Here is a 17293-nt window from a genome sequence, read left to right on the forward strand (position 1 = left end):
ATGAATAAAGGGCGGTCCCTCACGGGGCCGCCCTTTTGTTTTCTTATTCGTCAGCGGCTTATTGGCTGGCCGTCTCTTCGGCTTTGCGCTCGGTCGCTTCCTTGGCCTCGATGTCCTCGCCGGTCTGCTGGTCGACGGCTTTCATCGAGAGGCGGATCTTGCCGCGCTCGTCGAAGCCGAGGAGCTTCACCTTCACCTTGTCGCCGTCCTTGACCACGTCCGAAGTCTTGGCAACGCGCTGCTTGGCGAGCTGCGAGATATGGACGAGGCCGTCCTTGGCACCGAAGAAGTTCACAAAAGCGCCGAAATCGGCGACCTTCACGACGGTGCCGTCATAGATCATGCCGACTTCCGGATCGGAGGCGATCGACTTGATCCAGTTGATCGCGGCCTTGATCGACGCGCCGTCCGAGGAGGCGACCTTCACGGTGCCGTCGTCCTCGATATTGATCTTGGCGCCGGTCTTCTCCACGATCTCGCGGATCACCTTGCCGCCGGTGCCGATCACTTCGCGGATCTTGTCGGTCGCGATCTTCATGGTCTCGATGCGCGGCGCATGTTCGCCGAGTTCGGCGCGGGCGCCGGTGATGGCTTTCGCCATCTCGCCGAGGATGTGCAGACGCCCACCCTTGGCCTGATCCAAAGCGACCTTCATGATCTCTTCGGTGATGCCGGCGATCTTGATGTCCATCTGCAGCGAGGTCACGCCGTTTTCCGTGCCGGCGACCTTGAAGTCCATGTCGCCGAGATGATCCTCGTCACCGAGGATGTCGGAGAGCACGGCAAAGCGCTCGCCTTCCAGGATCAGGCCCATGGCGATGCCGGCCGTCGGGCGCTTCAGCGGGACGCCCGCATCCATCAGCGCCAGCGAGGAGCCGCAGACCGTTGCCATCGAGGAGGAGCCGTTCGATTCCGTGATCTCGGAGACGACGCGGACCGTATAGGGGAATTCCGCGGCGGTCGGCAGCATCGGACGGATCGCGCGCCAGGCGAGCTTGCCGTGACCGATTTCGCGCCGGCCGGGTGAACCCATGCGGCCCGTCTCACCCACCGAGTAGGGAGGGAAGTTGTAATGCAGCAGGAAGCGCTCTTTGTATGTGCCTTCCAGGCTGTCGATGAATTGCTCGTCTTCGCCGGTACCGAGCGTTGCCACGACCAGCGCCTGCGTCTCGCCGCGCGTGAACAGCGACGAGCCGTGGGTGCGCGGCAGCACGCCGACTTGCGCCAGAATCGGGCGCACCGTCTTGACGTCGCGTCCGTCAATACGGATGCCGGTATCGAGAATGTTCCAGCGCACGACCTTGGCTTGCAGGTCGTGGAAGGCCTCCGCCACCTGTTCCTTCGGGAACTTGGCTTCGCCTTCGGCCGGCAGCAGCGCCGCGTTCACTTTAGCTTTCACGGCGTCGACAGCGGCATAGCGCTGGGCCTTTGCGGTGATTTTATAGGCTTCGCGCAACTCGGCTTCGGCCACATCGGCCACGGCCTTTTCGACGTCCGACTTATCGGCAATCGCCAATTCGCGCGGCTCTTTGGCCGCCTTTTCCGCGAGACGGATGATGGCGTCGATCACCGGCTGGAAACCGCGATGGCCGGTCATGACCGCATCGAGCATCACGTCTTCAGACAGCTCTTTGGCTTCCGATTCGACCATCAGCACGGCATCCGACGTGCCCGCGACCACGAGATCGAGATCGGAGTTTTTCATTTCTTCGATGGTCGGGTTGAGTTTCAACTGACCATTGACGAGGCCAACGCGCGCCGCGCCGACCGGGCCCATGAACGGAATGCCCGAAATGGTGAGCGCGGCGGACGCCGCCACCATCGACAGAATGTCGGTGTCGTTTTCCAGATCATGCGACAGGACCGTCACCACGACCTGCGTGTCGTTGCGGTAACCTTCCGGGAAGAGCGGGCGGATCGGGCGATCGATCAGGCGGGAAACCAGGGTTTCCTTTTCGGACGGGCGGCCTTCGCGCTTAAAATAACCACCGGGGATGCGGCCTGCGGCAAAGGCCTTTTCCTGGTAATTGACCGTGAGGGGGAAGAAGTCGACGCCCGGCTTCGGCGCCTTGGCGGAGACGACAGTTGCGAGCACCGTGGTCTCGCCCAGGCTCGCGAACACTGCGCCATCGGCCTGGCGGGCGATGCGGCCGGTTTCCAACACCAGCTTCTGCCCTGCCCAGTCGATGATTTCTTTGTGGATTTCAAACATTGATCGTTCTTTCTTGAGTTCGACCCAAGCGATCCGCGATCCTTCAACCATCGGCAAGATGGCGAGAGGCTGTGCGGGAGCACAGCATCCGGCGATCCTGCCATCAAACCGGACGCGGCCGGCTTGATCATGAAGGGTGATGAACTTGGGCAAGCCCAAGTTCATTCGGGCAGCGTTCGCTATAGGTCCTTACAACACATCACGAAAGACCAGCCCCATGCCGGCCCTCCGATGAGAAAAGCCCTCTCCGCGCGGGTGCGCGGAAAGGGCAAGTTTTGCTTAGCGACGGATGCCGAGCTTTTCGATGAGGGTCTTGTAGCGAGCCTCGTCCTTGCGCTTGACATAGTCGAGCAGCGTGCGGCGCTGCGACACGAGCTTCAACAGCCCGCGACGCGAATGGTTGTCCTTGACATGCGACTTGAAATGCTGGGTCAGGTTGTTGATGCGCTCCGTAAGGATCGCGACCTGCACCTCGGGCGAACCCGTGTCGCCCTTCTTGGCGGCATGTTCCTGAATCAGCGCCTGCTTGCGCTCAGCCGTAATCGACATCGGTTAGTCCTTTCTGATAACGAGAGAAATGGCCGCGCTCGCCAGGGAGCGCCGAGCCGATGCCCCACCTGCTTGAGGCCGAGCCGGGATGTCGTCCAGCAAGGTCCAAAAAAGGTGAGCGCGCCGGAGGCCAAAGCCGCCAGCGATGGGCGCTATATACACGAAAAGTGATGCAAGGCCAGCAAAGAATGCGCCCCAGCGTCCCGGTTCGCCGCACCGACGAACCGCCAATCCCTGGGCCACTCGCTCCACAGGGCGGATACGCAACCCTGGTTGACAATGCAGACATGGAATAAGCTATTGATATTTATTGATTATTAGCTCTATTAGTTTGTTCTCAAAAAAATTTCATTTTCGTATGGCACCTCCCCGACGATAAAACTCGGGACATTGGGTTCGCGCGATTCCTTCTATCTTGCCTCTCTCCAAATATTCGTGTTTTGTTCTATCATCAAACCTGCCGCTTGTCATCCCTCGGCTGCAGGTCAAGCAGCAACAACCCGCAAAAACAAGCCTCGACATTCCGCGCATCCGCGTGTATAGGCCTCGCCTCAACTCAACAACAGCGTCCCGAAACGCTCGGCACCAGCCGAAACGGAGAGAAAAATGAACCTGATCCAAACCCTGGAAGCCGAACAGGCTGCCAAACTCGCTGAAAAGCGCGCGACCCCTGATTTCGCCCCGGGCGACACCGTGATCGTCAACGTGAAGGTCAAGGAAGGCGAGCGTACCCGCGTCCAGGCCTATGAAGGCGTCTGCATCGCCCGCAACGGCGGCGGCCTCAACGAAAGCTTCACCGTCCGCAAGATTTCCTATGGCGAAGGCGTGGAACGCGTGTTCCCGATCTTCTCGCCGATGATCGACTCGATCAAGGTCGTGCGCCGCGGCAAGGTGCGTCGCGCCAAGCTCTATTACCTGCGCGACCGCCGCGGCAAATCGGCCCGCATCGCCGAAAAGCAGGACAGCGCCGCCGTGAAGGCAGCCAAGGCTGCGGCGAAGGCTGCCAAGTAAGTCTTTTTCGATTTCTTCGATTTTCAAGAGCGCCGCGCCCAGCGGCGCTCTTTGCTTTTGTGCGCGGACGCCGATCTATTCGTCCCGAAACCCCAACAGCCCCATCTTCGCCATCGCGAGATAAATCCCGGCGACATGCATCGATTGCGTGATCAGCCCGTCCGGCAGACCCGCCATCACCTCTGCTACCGGCACGAACTCGACTTGCAGCTCTTCACCATGGTCGAGATTTTGTTCCGCGACCAGGCGCGCCTCCGGCGCGTAGAAAATATGCAGGCCGTTGTTTTGAATCGCCGGATTGGGGTCGAGCACGCAGATGGAATGAAAGACATCCGCCGTATAGCCCGTCTCTTCGAGCAATTCGCGCCGCGCCGCCGCTTCGGCATCCTTGTCCGCCGCATCCATCATGCCGCCCGGCAATTCCAGGCTCATGCGTTTGGTCCCGTGGCGGTATTGCCGCACGAGGAGCATTTGCCGCTCGGGGGTGAGCGCTACCACATGCACCCATTCGGGATAGTGCAGCAGGTAATACGGGTCGATCACCGCGCCGTTCGGGCTGACGATCCGCTCGGCATGCAGGTTCATCCAGCGGTCGGCGTGGATGACACGGCGCGATTCGACCCGCCAGCCGTGGGTGCTTTTCTCATTCTTGCTCATGATTTCACCAGCGGTGCGTTGAGCAGCCAGCGATGGCCGAACGGATCGCGCAAGGCGGCATAGCGGGTGCCCCAGAAGGAATCGGTCGGCACGGTTTCGGGCTTGGCGCCCAGATTCACCGCCCGTTCGAAGGATTCGTCCACCTCCTGCGGCGTCGCGAATTCGAGGCTGACCGAAACGGTGGCCGGATCGCTCGGGATCGGCACCCGGCAATTGCCGAATTCGGGGAACATGTCCGCCAGGAACAACGAGCCACCGTTGATCACGAGCTCACAATGCATGATCCGCAGGCCATCGAACGAGGGCATCAGCACCCTTTGGGTCGCCCCGAACACCGCCGCGTAAAAGCCGATCGCGGCGGAGGCCGGGGAAACGGTCAGGTAGGGTGCCACGGCCGGACGGTCTGACATGCGCGCTCCGCAAATGTGAGGCCGCAGGATGTACTTCCCCTGCGAGGCCTTTCCGAGTAAATAAGCGCCTTCTACATAAGTTGTGAAGCCTAAAGGCCGACCGGGACGATTGAAATGACACAAGCGCGTACGCTCTATGACAAGATCTGGGATGACCATGTGGTCGAGACTCAAGCTGATGGCACCAGTCTCCTCTATATCGATCGCCATCTTGTCCATGAGGTGACGAGCCCGCAGGCCTTCGAGGGCCTGCGCCTGACGGGCCGCAAGGTGCGCGCGCCCGGCAAGACGCTGGCCGTGGTCGACCATAACGTGCCGACCACCGACCGCGCGCTGCCGATCACCGACCCCGAAAGCCGCACCCAGATCGACCAATTGGCGATCAATGCACGCGAATTCGGCATCGAATATTACAACGAATTCGACAAGCGCCAGGGCATCGTCCACATCATCGGGCCGGAACAGGGCTTCACCCTGCCGGGCACGACGATCGTGTGCGGCGACAGCCACACCTCGACCCATGGCGCCTTCGGCGCCTTGGCGCATGGCATCGGCACGTCGGAAGTCGAGCATGTGCTTGCGACCCAGACGCTGATCCAGAAGAAGGCCAAGAACATGCTGGTGCAGGTCGACGGCGAGCTCGCCGCCGGCGTCACCGCGAAGGACATCATTCTCGCGATCATTGGCGAGATCGGCACCGCCGGTGGCACCGGCTACGTGATCGAATATGCCGGCGAGGCGATCCGCGCGCTTTCCATGGAAGGCCGCATGACGATCTGCAACATGTCGATCGAAGGCGGCGCCCGCGCCGGCCTGATCGCGCCGGACGAGAAGACCTATGCCTATCTGAAGGACCGGCCGAAGGCGCCGAAGGGCGCGGCTTGGGACGAGGCGGTGCACTATTGGTCGCAGCTCAAGAGCGACGAGGGCGCGCATTTCGACAAGGTGATTAAGCTCGACGCGGCCAAATTGCCGCCGCTCGTCACCTGGGGCACCAGCCCCGAGGACGTGGCGACGATCGAAGGCGTCGTGCCGACGCCCGAGAGCGGCCACAGCGAGGCGAAGAAAGCGGCGATCCAGCGCGCGCTGGATTACATGGGCCTCAAGGGCGGCGAGAAGATGACCGACCTGAAGATCGACCGCGCCTTCATCGGCTCGTGCACCAACGGCCGCATCGAGGATTTGCGCGCTGCCGCCAAGATCGTCGAGGGCAAGAAGGTTGCCGCCCATGTCAACGCCATGGTCGTGCCGGGCTCGGGCCTCGTGAAGATCCAGGCCGAAGCGGAAGGGCTCGACAAGATCTTCAAGGATGCAGGCTTCGAATGGCGCGAGCCAGGCTGCTCGATGTGCCTCGCGATGAACCCGGACAAGCTGGCGCCGGGCGAGCGCTGCGCCTCGACCTCGAACCGCAATTTCGAAGGACGTCAGGGCTTCAAGGGCCGCACCCATCTCGTCTCCCCGACGATGGCGGCAGCGGCGGCGATCGCCGGGCATTTCGTCGATATTCGTAAGATCGACGTCGAAGCGGCCTAAAATCGCTTCTCATCATCAAGCAAAAAAGTGCGCGGAACGAGAGTTCCGCGCTATTTTTATTTGTATGAGCGAAGACCAGGACAGGCAGAAAGAATCTGAGGAGATCCTGCGCCGGGTCGAGCGCGAGCACATCGGCTTGTTCGACTCGTCTCTCAGCCGTGCCGCCGATTATTTGCGCGCCAAGGATGCGCCGCCCGACGACCGGATCGAAGCCTGGGGCCGGCGCATCGCCCGGCTGCTGAGCCTGATCGCGCTGCTCGCCATCACCTTATGGGTCTTGGCGGACTATCTCGCCGACAAATGACCCTAGGGCGGCTGGGTGCCGGTCGTCAGGCCGAACGCCACGACTGTCGATCCCGAAATATCGCATTTGCGCGAGCAATCATTTGCATTCAAAATAGATCGGCCTTCGCGATGAGGGCAGCATCGGATGTCTCAAAAAATATGCCGACCTTCAAAATGATTAGAGCCCGCGCGGTGAAGCGGAAGGGCGGCGCGGATGTCATTGCAAAATTGCTCCCGCGTGTCGATTCGCCAGAAGCGTTGGCGGTGCTCGCCGACGACCGCGTCTTGAGCGAAATGACCCGTCGCATCTTCTGCGCGGGCTTCGTCTGGGGCGTGATCGACGCCAAATGGCCGGGATTCGAAGAGGCTTTCTTAGGCTTTTCGCCACAGCGCCTTTTGTTCCAGCCCGATGATTTCTGGATCGAGCGCGCGTCCGACACACGTATCGTGCGCAACGGCCAGAAGATCATGTCGGTCAAGGCCAATGCGCAATTCGTGGCCGACGTCGCCAAGGAGCACGGCAGTTTCGGACGTCTCTTAAGCGCCTGGCCGGCAAATGATCAGGTCGGGCTGCTCGATCTGATGGCGAAACGCGGATCGCGGCTCGGTGGCATGACCGGCCAATATTTCCTGCGCTTCATCGGCAAGGATTGCTTCATTCTGTCGCGCGACGTGATCACCTGCCTGCAGGATGCCGGCGTCGACATCGCGCCGGCCGCCTCGTCGAAGAAGGACCTGGCCGAGATCCAGGCCTGTTTCAACGCCTGGCATGACGAGACCGGCCTGCCCTATACCCATCTCTCGCGCATCTGCGCCATGTCGATCGGCGAGAACCATCCGGTTGAAAAAATGATGGAATACGGCGACGAGCCCTAGATCGTAGGCGTCTCTCCTTTCAGAATTGCTTGACGGACCATGCAGGGCTGCACATCGCGCATTGCCGCGGCGCGCTCGCACCGCTAATCTCGCCTTAAATCTGTGGGATAGACCGCAGGATAAGAGGAGATCAGCACCGGTAAGCTATTGGCTCTCATTCTGATGAGCGACGCCGCTGATAGCAGTGTCATCTAACAAGTTGAAAATGGATCACATCCGGTGCCCTGTGCGGGCCGGCATCAGCAACAGAAAGGAATGACTCATGCGCATTTCCCTCGTGTTAAAATCCATCGCCTGTGTCGGATTTCTGGCAGCGGCCCAACCGGCCTTCGCGGACGCCACGGTCAAAGTCGGCGTCTTGCGCTGTGCGGTGTCCGCCGGACTTGGAATGGTGATCACGTCCTCGAAGGAAATGAGCTGCATCTTCCAGCCGTCGGGCGGCCATACGGAGCATTATTACGGCACCATCCGTAAGTTCGGCATCGATATCGGCAAGACGGACCGCGGCACGCTGGTTTGGGGCGTCTTTGCGCCGTCGAGAACCCAGGAACATGGTGCGCTGGCGGGCGAATATGTCGGCGTCGCGGCCTCGGCGGCGGTGGGTGTCGGCGGCGGCGCCAATGCGCTGGTCGGCGGCTCCAATCAATCCTTCACCCTGCAGCCGTTCTCGGCGCAGGCACAACAGGGCCTCGATCTGACCGGCGGCGTGGCGGAGCTGACGCTGCGCGCCGGGAAATAAACAGGATCCAAAGGCCCGCTGGTTCGAGGGCCGGCGGGCAACCTGCGCTTGACCTTCCGCTTTTCCCGATCGCCGCTATGCTGCTGCTCCGGCAAACGGCATTGCCGTTTGGGGGAGGTATTCTGTTGTACGAATCGCGGAGGCATCAGTCATGCATATGATGGATTGGAACACATATCGCCAGCAGCTTGCAGCCGGCGTGAGCGGGCTCGGCAAGCTCAGCCCCGATACGGTCAGAGGCTACGCGCAGCTTGGGCAAGCGGGCGCCAAAACCAATCATCTCGACGCCAAGACCCGCGAGCTCATCGCGCTCGGCGTCGCGATCAGCCTGCGCTGCGACGGCTGCATCACCGTGCACGCCAATGAGGCGCGCAAGCACGGCGCGACGAAGGAAGAGATTGCCGAGGCTTTGGGCGTTGCGATCAGCGTCAATGCCGGCGCGGCTCTGGTCTATTCGACCCGCGCGCTCGACGCCTTCGATGCGGCCGGTGAAACCTGAAGGGGATGGCAATGATCCCCGATGGTTTGCTGGTCTACGAGAGCCCGCACACGGCGGCGGAAGCGATGGCGCGCCTGATCGGCGCGATCACCGCGCATGGCATGGACGTGATGGCGCGGATCGATCATGCAAAAGCGGCGAAAGATGTCGGGCTCGACCTGCGGCCGACCGAAGTCGTGCTCTTCGGCAATCCGAAGGCCGGCACCGGATTGATGCAGGCCTCCGAGACGATGGGCATCGACTTGCCGTTGCGCGCGCTCGTCTGGCAAAGCGATGACGGCACGACCCGCTTGGCCTTTGCCGATCCTGACTGGCTCGCCGCGCGGCATGGCGCCAAGGAGGCCAACGGCCCGCGCCTTGCCGCGATGCGTGACGCTCTGGCCAAACTCGCCGCCGCCGCGACCGGGTGAGCAAGGCGGGCTCTAGCCAACGTCCACGACGATCTTGCCGAACGCGCCTCGGTCGAGATGATCAAGCGCGGCCGGCAAATCGGCGAGCGCGTAGCTTCTGTCGATCACCGGCTTGAGGCCGATCCGGTCGACCGCAGCGACGAGATCCTCGAGCGCACGGCGGTGGCCGACGCTGATGCCTTGCACAATCGGCGATTTGAGCAGCAATGGCCCGGCTGGGCCGGAAATGTCGAAGCCTTCGAGCACGCCGATGACCGAGATGCGGCCATGCACCGCCACCGCCGCGAGCGACCGGCCGAGGCCGGGGCCGCCGGCGATTTCCAAGATGTGATCGGCACCGCGATCCTTTGTCAGGCGGTAGAGTGCCTCGACCCAATCCTCCTTGGCCCGGTTGATCCCATGATCGGCGCCCAGTGCCTTGGCGCCGGCGAGCTTCTCGTCGCTGCTCGACGTCACGATCACCTCGGCGCCATGGGCCTTCGCGAGCTGCAATCCGAACAACGCAACACCGCCGGTGCCCTGCACCAGCACGGTCTCGCCCGCCGCCACCGGCCCGCGCTCGACGAGGGCGAACCACGCGGTCAAGCCGGCGCAGGGCAAGGTGCTGGCCTCGGCATCGTTCAGGCTGGCGGGCGCAGCGACGAACCAATCCTCGGGAAAGGCGACGAATTCGGCGAGAACGCCGGGATGGAAGCCGCCGAGGGAGCGATAGGGCGGCACGCGGGCATCGCCGGGCGGCTTGCCGTCGATCCAGCCGGGCGTGAAGGTCGAAATCACCCGGTCGCCCGCCTTGAACCGTGTCGCGCCCGCGCCAACCGCGACGACCGTCCCGGCGAGATCCGACGCGGGCGTGAAGGGAAATTGCAGCGGCAGGCCCATGCCGGTCTCGGTCATCAGCTTGTCGCGGTAATTGAGCGAGACCGCCGCGACCTTGACCAGGAGTTCGCCCGGCCCCGGCGTCGGAACCGGAACCTCGGCGAGACCGAGCTTGTCCTTGCCGATGCCGCTCATCTGCCAACGTTTCATAGTGCTGCTCATATGTGCCTCTCAAACGCTATTTCGTTCGTGTCGTTGAAATAGCGTTGCCCTTGAGGCACCAGTAGCGATGGTTTTTCGTCAGATTCGCGCTATTTTATCTACAATGAGGCAAATATGACCGACATGTTGAACGGCATCGATGTGTTCGTCGCGGCGGTCGATGCGCGCAGCTTCGCCGCCGCGGCCGCCCGGCTCAACCTGTCGCGCTCGGCGGTCGGCAAGACCATTGCACGGATGGAGGCGCGCCTCGGCGTGCGGCTGTTTCACCGCACCACCCGCACTCAGAACCTGACCGAGGACGGCCAGATCTTTTACGAGCGCTGCCAGCGGGCGCTGGAGGAGGTGCGCACCGGCGCGGCGATCCTCGAGTCGGGCCGCCGCGAGGCGGTCGGCCGCCTGCGCGTGACCATGCCGGTGCTGTTCGGGCGCCGCTGCGTCGCCCCGGTCCTGGCGCGGCTGGCGCAGCAACATCCCAAGCTCGAGCTCGAACTCAATTTCAGCGACCGGCTGGCCGACGTTGTGGAGGACGGCTTCGATCTTGCCATCCGCAACGGCCCGATCGGCGACGCCGGCGGACTGATGCAGCGGCGCATCGGACTGCAGCGCATGGCCGTTTGCGCCGCGCCAAACTATCTCCAGCGGCACGGCACACCGATGGCGCTCGACGATCTGCAACGGCACGAGGCGATCCTCTATGCGCGTCCGGGGCAAATCCGCCCGTGGCTGTTCCCGCAAGACCACGGCAAGCCCTTGGAGGTGCTGCCGCCCAGCCGTCTGCGCCTCGACGATCTCGCCGCGATGAGCGATGCCGTCGCCGCCGGTTATGGCCTTGCCTGGCTGCCGTGCTGGCTCATCCGCGAACGCGTGCACAAAGGCGAACTCGTGCTGGTGCTTCCCGAACTTCCGCGCCTCCTGATCGAAAGCCACGCCCTCTGGCCGCAATCGCCGCACCTGCCGCTGCGGGTGCGCCTCGCGGTCGATGCGCTGGCCGCCGAATTGCCGGCGAGCGCGGAGATTTGATCCGATTCCAGAATCGCATCCGATGCTATATCTTGCCGGCGAGCGGCATGGGTAAGCGCTCTCTTCCAAGCGGAAGTCTCCTGATCGCCGTATGGGCGAACCCGCGATAGACACCGACGCAGCTCTGCCGGTCGTTTACCGCGTCCTTCCTCATTCGGCCCCTTCTGCCGGGAGCGCATTATTATGTTCAGAACTCTCTTTGCCGCCTGTCTCGTTTTGACGGCTTCGTCGGCGCGGGCCGACGAGGTCGCGCTTTATGCGGCGGGCAGTCTACGTGACGCGTTGAGCGCGGTCGTGGCGGATTTCACGGCGAAAACCGGCGTTCATGTGCAGACCACGTTCGGTCCGTCCGGCCTGCTGCGCGAGAAGATCGAAAGCGGCGACAAGGCCGATATTTTCGCCTCGGCGGACATGGCCAGCCCCTTGAAGCTGCGCGAGGAGGGTAAGGCCGCCGGCGTCGTGATGTTCACGCGCAACAAGCTCTGCGCCTTCGCTGGCCCCGACGCCGGCCTGACGACGGATAATTTTCGTCGGCGGATCGTCGATCCGGCCGTCAAGATCGGAACCTCCACCCCGAAGGCCGATCCGGGCGGGGACTATACCTGGGCCATGTTCCATGCGATCGACAAGGACGAGCCGGGCGCTTTCGCGACGCTCGACGCCAAGGCACAGAAGATCGTCGGCGGCACGACGACAGCGAGCGGCGGGCCGGACCCGATCGCCGCAGCGTTCCAGAGCAGCCAGATCAACGTGATGATCGGCTATTGCAGCGGTGCAGACCAGCGCCGCGAGGCGACGCCCGGCGTCAATGTGGTCGCCGTGCCGCAGGCCTATGACATGGGACCGGAATATGGCCTCGCACTCGCAAGCACGGAAAACCGCAATGCCGTCGCCTTGATGCTCGCGATCCTCTCGCCTGAAGGCCAGGAGACACTCGCACGCTACGGTTTCGCGCCGGTCGGGGTCATGGCGAAGCCGTGATCCCCACTCTCCGCGGCATGCGAAAAAGGCCGGCCGCGCAGAAAAGATGATTTTAGCGGCGATCCGAAGAATTACACAAGAATTCTGTCACCGGCGATGCCTGATAAAAGTCTTGAGCCAGCCACTACTGGATCGTTAGCATACAAGCTTAAGAATTGGTTTGCGTCAGAACCATTCTCATAAGCTTCGACGAAAAGTAACTCGACCATTTATACTTGTGCATTTGCGTTTTGCGGCACAAAATCCATCGTCGATCTCACCTTCCTTTTGGTGGTTCAAGCATCCCACAGGGCGAGAGCGCGACAAAAACGGTCCCGGCGCCGACATGCAGATAACAAAAATTGGGAGGATCAAATGAGAAAATACGCGATAGTGTCAAAGGCAAGTCTCATCGCCGCACTGGCGTTGTCAGCGTTTTCCATTGGTCCGGCACCGCGAGCGCAAGAGGCTCCCGCCATTCCGGTCATCGTGAAGGCACAAAACTTCTTCTTCTGGAAGGTTGTGCTTGCGGGCGCCAATGCTGCCAGCCGCGACCTTGGCGTCAAGATTCTTGGCGAAGGCGCCGAGAGCGAGCAGGATGTCGACGGGCAAATCAAGCTTCTCAATCAGGCGGTCGCAACGAAACCGGGCGCAATCGTGATCGCGCCGACGCAATACAGTGCTCTTGGTCCAGCGGTCGATAATGCCGCGAAACAAACGGCGGTTATCGTCATCGACTCCAATGTCGCCAGCCTCAATATGAAATCCTTCATAGCCACCGACAATGTGCACGCCGGCGCCTTGGCCGCGGACGCGCTGGCGAAAGCTATCAGCGCCAAATATGGTTCCGCATCCGGAGAGGTCGCCATCGTCAACTATCTGCCCGGAGCCGGATCTGTCATCGAACGCTCAAAGGGTTTTAAGGACGAATTGTTTCGGCACTATCCGCAGCTCACGGTTGTAGACGAGCGCAACGGCGACGGCAGCAAGGAGCACTCGGACGCCGACGTTGCGGCAGTTCTCAAGAATCACCCGAATTTGCGGGGCATCTTCGCCTCCAATCAAATTGTCGCTGAAGCGGCTGGCGCTGCGGTCAAGGCTGGAAAACTCGCGGAGACGATCAAGTTGGTCGGATTCGACTCGAGCCCCGATCTCACCGCACTGCTCGCAGACGGCTCGATCAGCGGGCTTGTCGTGCAGGATCCATTCCAGATGGGCTACGAAGGGGTCAAGACCGCATATAACGCGGCGCAGGGGCACGGTGTACTGCAATATATCGATACCGGTGCGACCGTGATCACGCGCGACACGATGAACAGCGAACGAGAGAAAAAGCTGCTCAATCCGCCGGTGGAATAGCCCCGTCTGGCACACTCACACAAATCGTTGGCGGGCAGTTCTGCTGCCCACTCAACGCTTTATCCAGCGTATGGCCTAGCTAGCCGAGATACCCTGACCTCCCGCAAGCCCTCCGCTGCACTCACACGCTGCTCAGCATCAGACTGGTTTCGCTGTTCGAGACGCCATCGATCATGCGGACTTCGCGCAGCACGCGATCGAAGTCGGACAGGCTCCCGGCCCGAACATTGGCGATCAGGTCCCAATTGCCGTTGGTCGTGTGCAGCGACGAAATCTCCGGAATGCCGCGCAGCTTGCGGATCACATGCGTGGTCGATTTGCCGACCACTTCGACCAACATCACGGCGTGAATGGTCCGATCGTCATAATCCTCGCGCACGCGCACCGTGAAGCCAAGCAGGGTCCCGGTTTCGACGAGCCGGTCGAGCCGGTTCTGCACCGTACCGCGCGCCACGCCGAGCGCCTCGGAGAGTTTGGCGAAGGAGGCCCGCCCATCGACGCGCAGATGCGCGATGATGCGCCTGTCCAATTCGTCCGGAACGTATTTTGCGATTGTCATGGATATTGTCTGTCAAAAATTGCAACTCGACTGTAAGATTTGCTCAATCTCATGACGATTACAACCGTCTTTTGCTATTTCGGCTAACACGCAAGCCTGATTGTCTCTTGGAACCCAGGGAGACTTCAATGCCGCAAGCACCGTCAGAAAAAGCGCTCATCCCCTTCGTCAGCGTCGAGAACATGATGCGACTGATCCATCATGTCGGCATCGAGCGCATGTTGGTCGAACTGACCGACGCGATCGAAGCCGATTTCAAACGATGGGAAACGTTCGACAAGACACCGCGCGTCGCGTCGCACTCGCGGGAAGGCGTGATCGAACTGATGCCGACCTCCGACGGAGAGATGTACGGCTTCAAATATGTGAACGGCCACCCCAAGAATATGGCCAAAGGGCTGCAGACCGTCACCGCATTCGGCCTGCTGGCGCAGGTCTCCAACGGCTATCCCGTGCTGCTGACGGAAATGACGCTGCTCACGGCCTTACGCACCGCCGCAACCTCCGCCATGGCGGCGCGCCATCTCGCGCCGAACAGCGCGAAAGTGATGGCGATGATCGGCAATGGCGCGCAGGCCGAGTTTCAAGCCCTCGCGATGAAGGCCGTCATCGGCCTCGAAGAGGTGCGGCTCTACGACATCGATCCGCGCGCCACTGCGAAGACCGCGAACAATCTCACCGGAACCGGATTGAAAGTCACGCCCTGCACGTCGGCGCAGCAGGCGATGGAAGGGACGCGGATCATTACCACCTGCACTGCCGACAAGCAATTCGCCACCATTCTCACCGATAACATGGTCGGGACTGGCGTCCACATCAACGCGATTGGCGGCGATTGCCCCGGCAAGACGGAACTCGCCCGCGAGATCCTGCTGCGCGCCGACACGTTCGTGGAATATACGCCCCAGACGCGCATTGAAGGGGAGATCCAGCAGATGGCGGCGGATTATCCGGTGACCGAACTTTGGCGTGTCATCCTCGGCCAGGCCGCAGGCCGCCGCAACGACCGCCAGATCACGCTGTTCGACAGCGTCGGATTCGCCATCGAGGATTTCTCGGCACTTCGCTATGTCCGCGAGCGGCTGGCGGGCACGAACTTTTACCAGGACATCGACATCCTCGCCGACCCGGACGATCCGCGCGACCTGTTCGGCATGCTCCAGCGCAGCAAGACATAAGAAAGCGGCCTCATGCGACATCACGCCTATTCGGTCCAAGCACCGGCCGCCGTGGTGATGGTGCGGCCGCATCATTTCACCGTGAATACCGAAACCGCCGCAGACAACCATTTCCAGGCTGCCGTCGATGCGCGCGACGATCTGTCGGCGATCGCCCATGACGAAATCACCAAGGCGGAAAATCGGCTGGAAGAGCACGGCATCACGGTTCATCTCTTCGAGGATGAAGGCACGGCAACGCCGGATTCCGTGTTTCCGAACAATTGGTTTTCCACCCACGCGGGCGGGCATGTGGCGATCTATCCGATGAAGGCCGAGAGCCGCCGGCGCGAGCGCCGCTCCGACGTGATCGAAATGCTCAAGCAACGCTACCGCGTGCAGGATGTCATCGACTATTCGGGCCTCGAGCCGGACGGATTGTTCCTGGAAGGCACCGGCGCCATGGTGCTCGACCATATCGACCGAGTCGCCTATGCGGTGCGCTCCGACCGCACGGATCCGATCGCGCTCGAGCGCTTCTGCACCCATTTCAATTTCGAGCCGATGGTGTTCGACGCGCGCGACGAGACCGGCGCCCCGATCTATCACACCAATGTGCTGATGTGCGTGGCGACGGACTTCGCGCTGATCGGCCTCGACATGATTGCGAACGGCAAGCGGCGCGATGAAATCATCGCAAGATTGGAGCGCTCCGGCCGGCGCGTCATTGGTTTGACCAACCGGCAGATCGGCCTCTTTGCGGGCAATGCGCTGGAGCTGCAAGGACGCGACCGCCGCATTCTGGCGCTGTCCACGACCGCGTTTCGCGCGCTCGATCAGGATCAGCTTGCCATCATCGCACAAAGCGCCGAGCCGGTGGCGCTCGACATCCCAACCATCGAGAAGGCCGGCGGCTCCGTGCGTTGCACGCTGGCGGGGATTCATCTTCTGCCGAGATAGCCGGCATCGCCCCGGTCAGTGGGCAAGCGGGCCGCTCGCCTTTTTCCAGGCGTTGATGCCGCCCTGGATGTGGTACGCGGAATTAAGTCCTGCATCCCGCGCCTCCTGCACCGCCATGGCCGAGCGCTCGCCGAAGGCGCAATAGAAGAGCAGCCGCTTATGGGGCAATTTCGCCAGCTCGTGCAGCATGCCGCCGACACTGACGCTTTCATGGAGGCTTGGATAGGGGACGTGCAGCGAGCCAAGGATGACGCCGTAGCGCGCGCGCTCGGTGTCTTCGCGCAGATCGATCAGCATGACGTCAGGCTGACCGACAAGGCGCAGCGCCTGCTCGGCGGTCACGGCCCAGCCGCGATGCGCGATCTCGTCCTGGTTTAAGCCGACATGCATATTGGCCGGCACCGCGACATCCATCATCTTCGGGTCGGCGAGCTTCAGATTGTTCATGAGATCGGCATATTCCTCGACGGACTTGACCTGCAGCCGCGGGTTATAGGCCCGCTCCTCGCCGATGGTCGAAACGGTGTCCCCTTTGTAATCGTGCGCCGGATAGACCAGCGTCGAGTCGGGCAATTTCAGCAATCGCCCGAACAAAGATTCGAACTGCGCCCGCGGATCGCCGTTTTGAAAGTCGGTGCGGCCGGTGCCGCGGATCAGCAGCGTGTCGCCGGTAAAGACGCGATCTGCCATCGCGAAACTGTACGAATCATCCGTGTGGCCGGGCGTATAGATCACGTCGAGGGAGAGCCCCTCGATGGTGAGCCTGTCGTTATCGGCAAGGCGCATCGAGACGACATCGGCCTTGGTCTGCTCGCCCATCACCGTGATGCAATGGGTCTTGTCGCGCAGGGCGCCAAGACCGGTGATGTGGTCGGCATGCAGATGCGTGTCGACCGCCTTGACGAGCTTGAGATCGAGCTCGCGCACAAGCTGCAAATAGCGATCGACCTTCTCCAGGACCGGATCGATGATCAACGCTTCGCCTCCGCGCCGGCTCGCCAACAAATAGGAGTAGGTGCTGGAAACCTGATCGAAGAGCTGACGGAAGATCATCTTTCC

At 61.8% G+C, this 17293-nt stretch carries 19 protein-coding genes; 12 read left to right on the forward strand and 7 right to left on the reverse strand.

Annotated elements, in window-relative coordinates; translation table 11 throughout:
* Positions 1–58: 58 nt before the first annotated feature.
* Both pnp and rpsO read right to left on the reverse strand, forming a co-directional pair.
* A complete protein-coding gene (pnp, locus tag V9T28_RS19015) occupies positions 59–2212 on the reverse strand; it encodes a polyribonucleotide nucleotidyltransferase (protein ID WP_116402634.1) in 2154 nt (717 codons plus the stop codon).
* A gap of 279 nt (positions 2213–2491) precedes the next feature.
* A complete protein-coding gene (gene rpsO / locus V9T28_RS19020; protein WP_116402594.1) occupies positions 2492–2761 on the reverse strand; it encodes a 30S ribosomal protein S15 in 270 nt (89 codons plus the stop codon).
* Between the two features lie 606 nt (positions 2762–3367).
* Between rpsO and rplS the strand changes: the two genes are divergently transcribed.
* Positions 3368–3772 carry a 50S ribosomal protein L19 gene (gene rplS / locus V9T28_RS19025; protein WP_116402595.1) on the forward strand — a complete coding sequence of 135 codons (405 nt, stop codon included), beginning with the start codon at positions 3368–3370 and terminating at the stop codon, positions 3770–3772.
* Between the two features lie 75 nt (positions 3773–3847).
* Here the strand turns inward: rplS and V9T28_RS19030 are convergent, their stop codons facing one another.
* On the reverse strand, positions 3848–4429 hold the full coding sequence (locus tag V9T28_RS19030) for an NUDIX hydrolase (protein ID WP_116402596.1): 582 nt from the start codon (positions 4427–4429) through the stop codon (positions 3848–3850).
* On the reverse strand, positions 4426–4839 hold the full coding sequence (locus V9T28_RS19035) for a VOC family protein (RefSeq protein WP_116402597.1): 414 nt from the start codon (positions 4837–4839) through the stop codon (positions 4426–4428). Before V9T28_RS19035 ends, V9T28_RS19030 begins: the two co-directional genes overlap by 4 nt.
* A gap of 114 nt (positions 4840–4953) precedes the next feature.
* Here V9T28_RS19035 and leuC point away from each other — a divergent pair, with 114 nt between their 5' ends.
* From leuC to V9T28_RS19065, 6 genes are all read left to right on the forward strand, one after another.
* Positions 4954–6372, forward strand: a complete 1419-nt coding sequence (gene leuC, locus V9T28_RS19040; protein WP_116402598.1) for a 3-isopropylmalate dehydratase large subunit — start codon at positions 4954–4956, stop codon at positions 6370–6372.
* Positions 6373–6436: 64 nt separating this feature from the next.
* Positions 6437–6676 (forward strand): hypothetical protein, encoded by a 240-nt coding sequence (locus tag V9T28_RS19045; RefSeq protein ID WP_116402599.1) that lies wholly within the window; start codon positions 6437–6439, stop codon positions 6674–6676.
* 140 nt (positions 6677–6816) lie between these two features.
* Entirely contained in the window at positions 6817–7533 is a 717-nt protein-coding gene (locus tag V9T28_RS19050; RefSeq protein WP_116402600.1) for a DNA-3-methyladenine glycosylase I, read from the forward strand.
* A gap of 262 nt (positions 7534–7795) precedes the next feature.
* Complete coding sequence (locus V9T28_RS19055) at positions 7796–8272, forward strand: DUF992 domain-containing protein (protein WP_245424229.1); 477 nt, start codon at positions 7796–7798, stop codon at positions 8270–8272.
* Between the two features lie 151 nt (positions 8273–8423).
* The gene (locus V9T28_RS19060; RefSeq protein WP_199500276.1) at positions 8424–8771 is read left to right on the forward strand and encodes a carboxymuconolactone decarboxylase family protein; all 348 of its coding nucleotides are present in this window, start codon (positions 8424–8426) and stop codon (positions 8769–8771) included.
* An 11-nt stretch (positions 8772–8782) separates the two neighbouring features.
* Entirely contained in the window at positions 8783–9181 is a 399-nt protein-coding gene (locus V9T28_RS19065) for a DUF302 domain-containing protein (protein ID WP_199500278.1), read from the forward strand.
* 12 nt (positions 9182–9193) lie between these two features.
* On the opposite strand, the gene V9T28_RS19070 is transcribed toward V9T28_RS19065, so the two are convergent.
* The gene (locus tag V9T28_RS19070; protein WP_116402602.1) at positions 9194–10219 is read right to left on the reverse strand and encodes a zinc-dependent alcohol dehydrogenase family protein; all 1026 of its coding nucleotides are present in this window, start codon (positions 10217–10219) and stop codon (positions 9194–9196) included.
* Between the two features lie 114 nt (positions 10220–10333).
* On the opposite strand from V9T28_RS19070, the gene V9T28_RS19075 reads away from it, so the two are divergent.
* The 3 genes from V9T28_RS19075 to V9T28_RS19085 all read left to right on the forward strand — a co-directional run bounded on the left by V9T28_RS19075 (position 10334) and on the right by V9T28_RS19085 (position 13558).
* Entirely contained in the window at positions 10334–11239 is a 906-nt protein-coding gene (locus V9T28_RS19075) for a LysR family transcriptional regulator (protein ID WP_116402603.1), read from the forward strand.
* Between the two features lie 183 nt (positions 11240–11422).
* Positions 11423–12220: a molybdate ABC transporter substrate-binding protein gene (gene modA, locus V9T28_RS19080; RefSeq protein WP_116402604.1), complete on the forward strand. Its 798-nt coding sequence runs from the start codon at positions 11423–11425 to the stop codon at positions 12218–12220.
* Positions 12221–12574: 354 nt separating this feature from the next.
* Complete coding sequence (locus V9T28_RS19085) at positions 12575–13558, forward strand: substrate-binding domain-containing protein (protein WP_116402605.1); 984 nt, start codon at positions 12575–12577, stop codon at positions 13556–13558.
* 121 nt (positions 13559–13679) lie between these two features.
* Here V9T28_RS19085 and V9T28_RS19090 read toward each other — a convergent pair whose 3' ends face one another.
* Positions 13680–14117 carry an Lrp/AsnC family transcriptional regulator gene (locus V9T28_RS19090; protein WP_116402606.1) on the reverse strand — a complete coding sequence of 146 codons (438 nt, stop codon included), beginning with the start codon at positions 14115–14117 and terminating at the stop codon, positions 13680–13682.
* 128 nt (positions 14118–14245) lie between these two features.
* Between V9T28_RS19090 and V9T28_RS19095 the strand changes: the two genes are divergently transcribed.
* Both V9T28_RS19095 and ctlX read left to right on the forward strand, forming a co-directional pair.
* The gene (locus V9T28_RS19095) at positions 14246–15295 is read left to right on the forward strand and encodes an ornithine cyclodeaminase (protein WP_116402607.1); all 1050 of its coding nucleotides are present in this window, start codon (positions 14246–14248) and stop codon (positions 15293–15295) included.
* A 12-nt stretch (positions 15296–15307) separates the two neighbouring features.
* Positions 15308–16234, forward strand: a complete 927-nt coding sequence (gene ctlX / locus V9T28_RS19100) for a citrulline utilization hydrolase CtlX (RefSeq protein ID WP_116402608.1) — start codon at positions 15308–15310, stop codon at positions 16232–16234.
* A 15-nt stretch (positions 16235–16249) separates the two neighbouring features.
* Here ctlX and V9T28_RS19105 read toward each other — a convergent pair whose 3' ends face one another.
* The gene (locus tag V9T28_RS19105) at positions 16250–17287 is read right to left on the reverse strand and encodes an MBL fold metallo-hydrolase (protein ID WP_116402609.1); all 1038 of its coding nucleotides are present in this window, start codon (positions 17285–17287) and stop codon (positions 16250–16252) included.
* Positions 17288–17293: the final 6 nt, after the last annotated feature.

This window comes from Methylovirgula sp. 4M-Z18 (assembly GCF_037890675.1).
Classification (GTDB): domain Bacteria; phylum Pseudomonadota; class Alphaproteobacteria; order Rhizobiales; family Beijerinckiaceae; genus 4M-Z18.

Coding starts and splice junctions, on each gene's coding strand:
- pnp (WP_116402634.1), bottom strand. CDS start 2,212: ATGTTTGAAATCCACAAAGAAATCATCGACTGGGCAGGGCAGAAGCTG.
- rpsO (WP_116402594.1), bottom strand. CDS start 2,761: ATGTCGATTACGGCTGAGCGCAAGCAGGCGCTGATTCAGGAACATGCC.
- rplS (WP_116402595.1), top strand. CDS start 3,368: ATGAACCTGATCCAAACCCTGGAAGCCGAACAGGCTGCCAAACTCGCT.
- V9T28_RS19030 (WP_116402596.1), bottom strand. CDS start 4,429: ATGAGCAAGAATGAGAAAAGCACCCACGGCTGGCGGGTCGAATCGCGC.
- V9T28_RS19035 (WP_116402597.1), bottom strand. CDS start 4,839: ATGTCAGACCGTCCGGCCGTGGCACCCTACCTGACCGTTTCCCCGGCC.
- leuC (WP_116402598.1), top strand. CDS start 4,954: ATGACACAAGCGCGTACGCTCTATGACAAGATCTGGGATGACCATGTG.
- V9T28_RS19045 (WP_116402599.1), top strand. CDS start 6,437: ATGAGCGAAGACCAGGACAGGCAGAAAGAATCTGAGGAGATCCTGCGC.
- V9T28_RS19050 (WP_116402600.1), top strand. CDS start 6,817: ATGCCGACCTTCAAAATGATTAGAGCCCGCGCGGTGAAGCGGAAGGGC.
- V9T28_RS19055 (WP_245424229.1), top strand. CDS start 7,796: ATGCGCATTTCCCTCGTGTTAAAATCCATCGCCTGTGTCGGATTTCTG.
- V9T28_RS19060 (WP_199500276.1), top strand. CDS start 8,424: ATGCATATGATGGATTGGAACACATATCGCCAGCAGCTTGCAGCCGGC.
- V9T28_RS19065 (WP_199500278.1), top strand. CDS start 8,783: ATGATCCCCGATGGTTTGCTGGTCTACGAGAGCCCGCACACGGCGGCG.
- V9T28_RS19070 (WP_116402602.1), bottom strand. CDS start 10,219: ATGAGCAGCACTATGAAACGTTGGCAGATGAGCGGCATCGGCAAGGAC.
- V9T28_RS19075 (WP_116402603.1), top strand. CDS start 10,334: ATGACCGACATGTTGAACGGCATCGATGTGTTCGTCGCGGCGGTCGAT.
- modA (WP_116402604.1), top strand. CDS start 11,423: ATGTTCAGAACTCTCTTTGCCGCCTGTCTCGTTTTGACGGCTTCGTCG.
- V9T28_RS19085 (WP_116402605.1), top strand. CDS start 12,575: ATGAGAAAATACGCGATAGTGTCAAAGGCAAGTCTCATCGCCGCACTG.
- V9T28_RS19090 (WP_116402606.1), bottom strand. CDS start 14,117: ATGACAATCGCAAAATACGTTCCGGACGAATTGGACAGGCGCATCATC.
- V9T28_RS19095 (WP_116402607.1), top strand. CDS start 14,246: ATGCCGCAAGCACCGTCAGAAAAAGCGCTCATCCCCTTCGTCAGCGTC.
- ctlX (WP_116402608.1), top strand. CDS start 15,308: ATGCGACATCACGCCTATTCGGTCCAAGCACCGGCCGCCGTGGTGATG.
- V9T28_RS19105 (WP_116402609.1), bottom strand. CDS start 17,287: ATGATCTTCCGTCAGCTCTTCGATCAGGTTTCCAGCACCTACTCCTAT.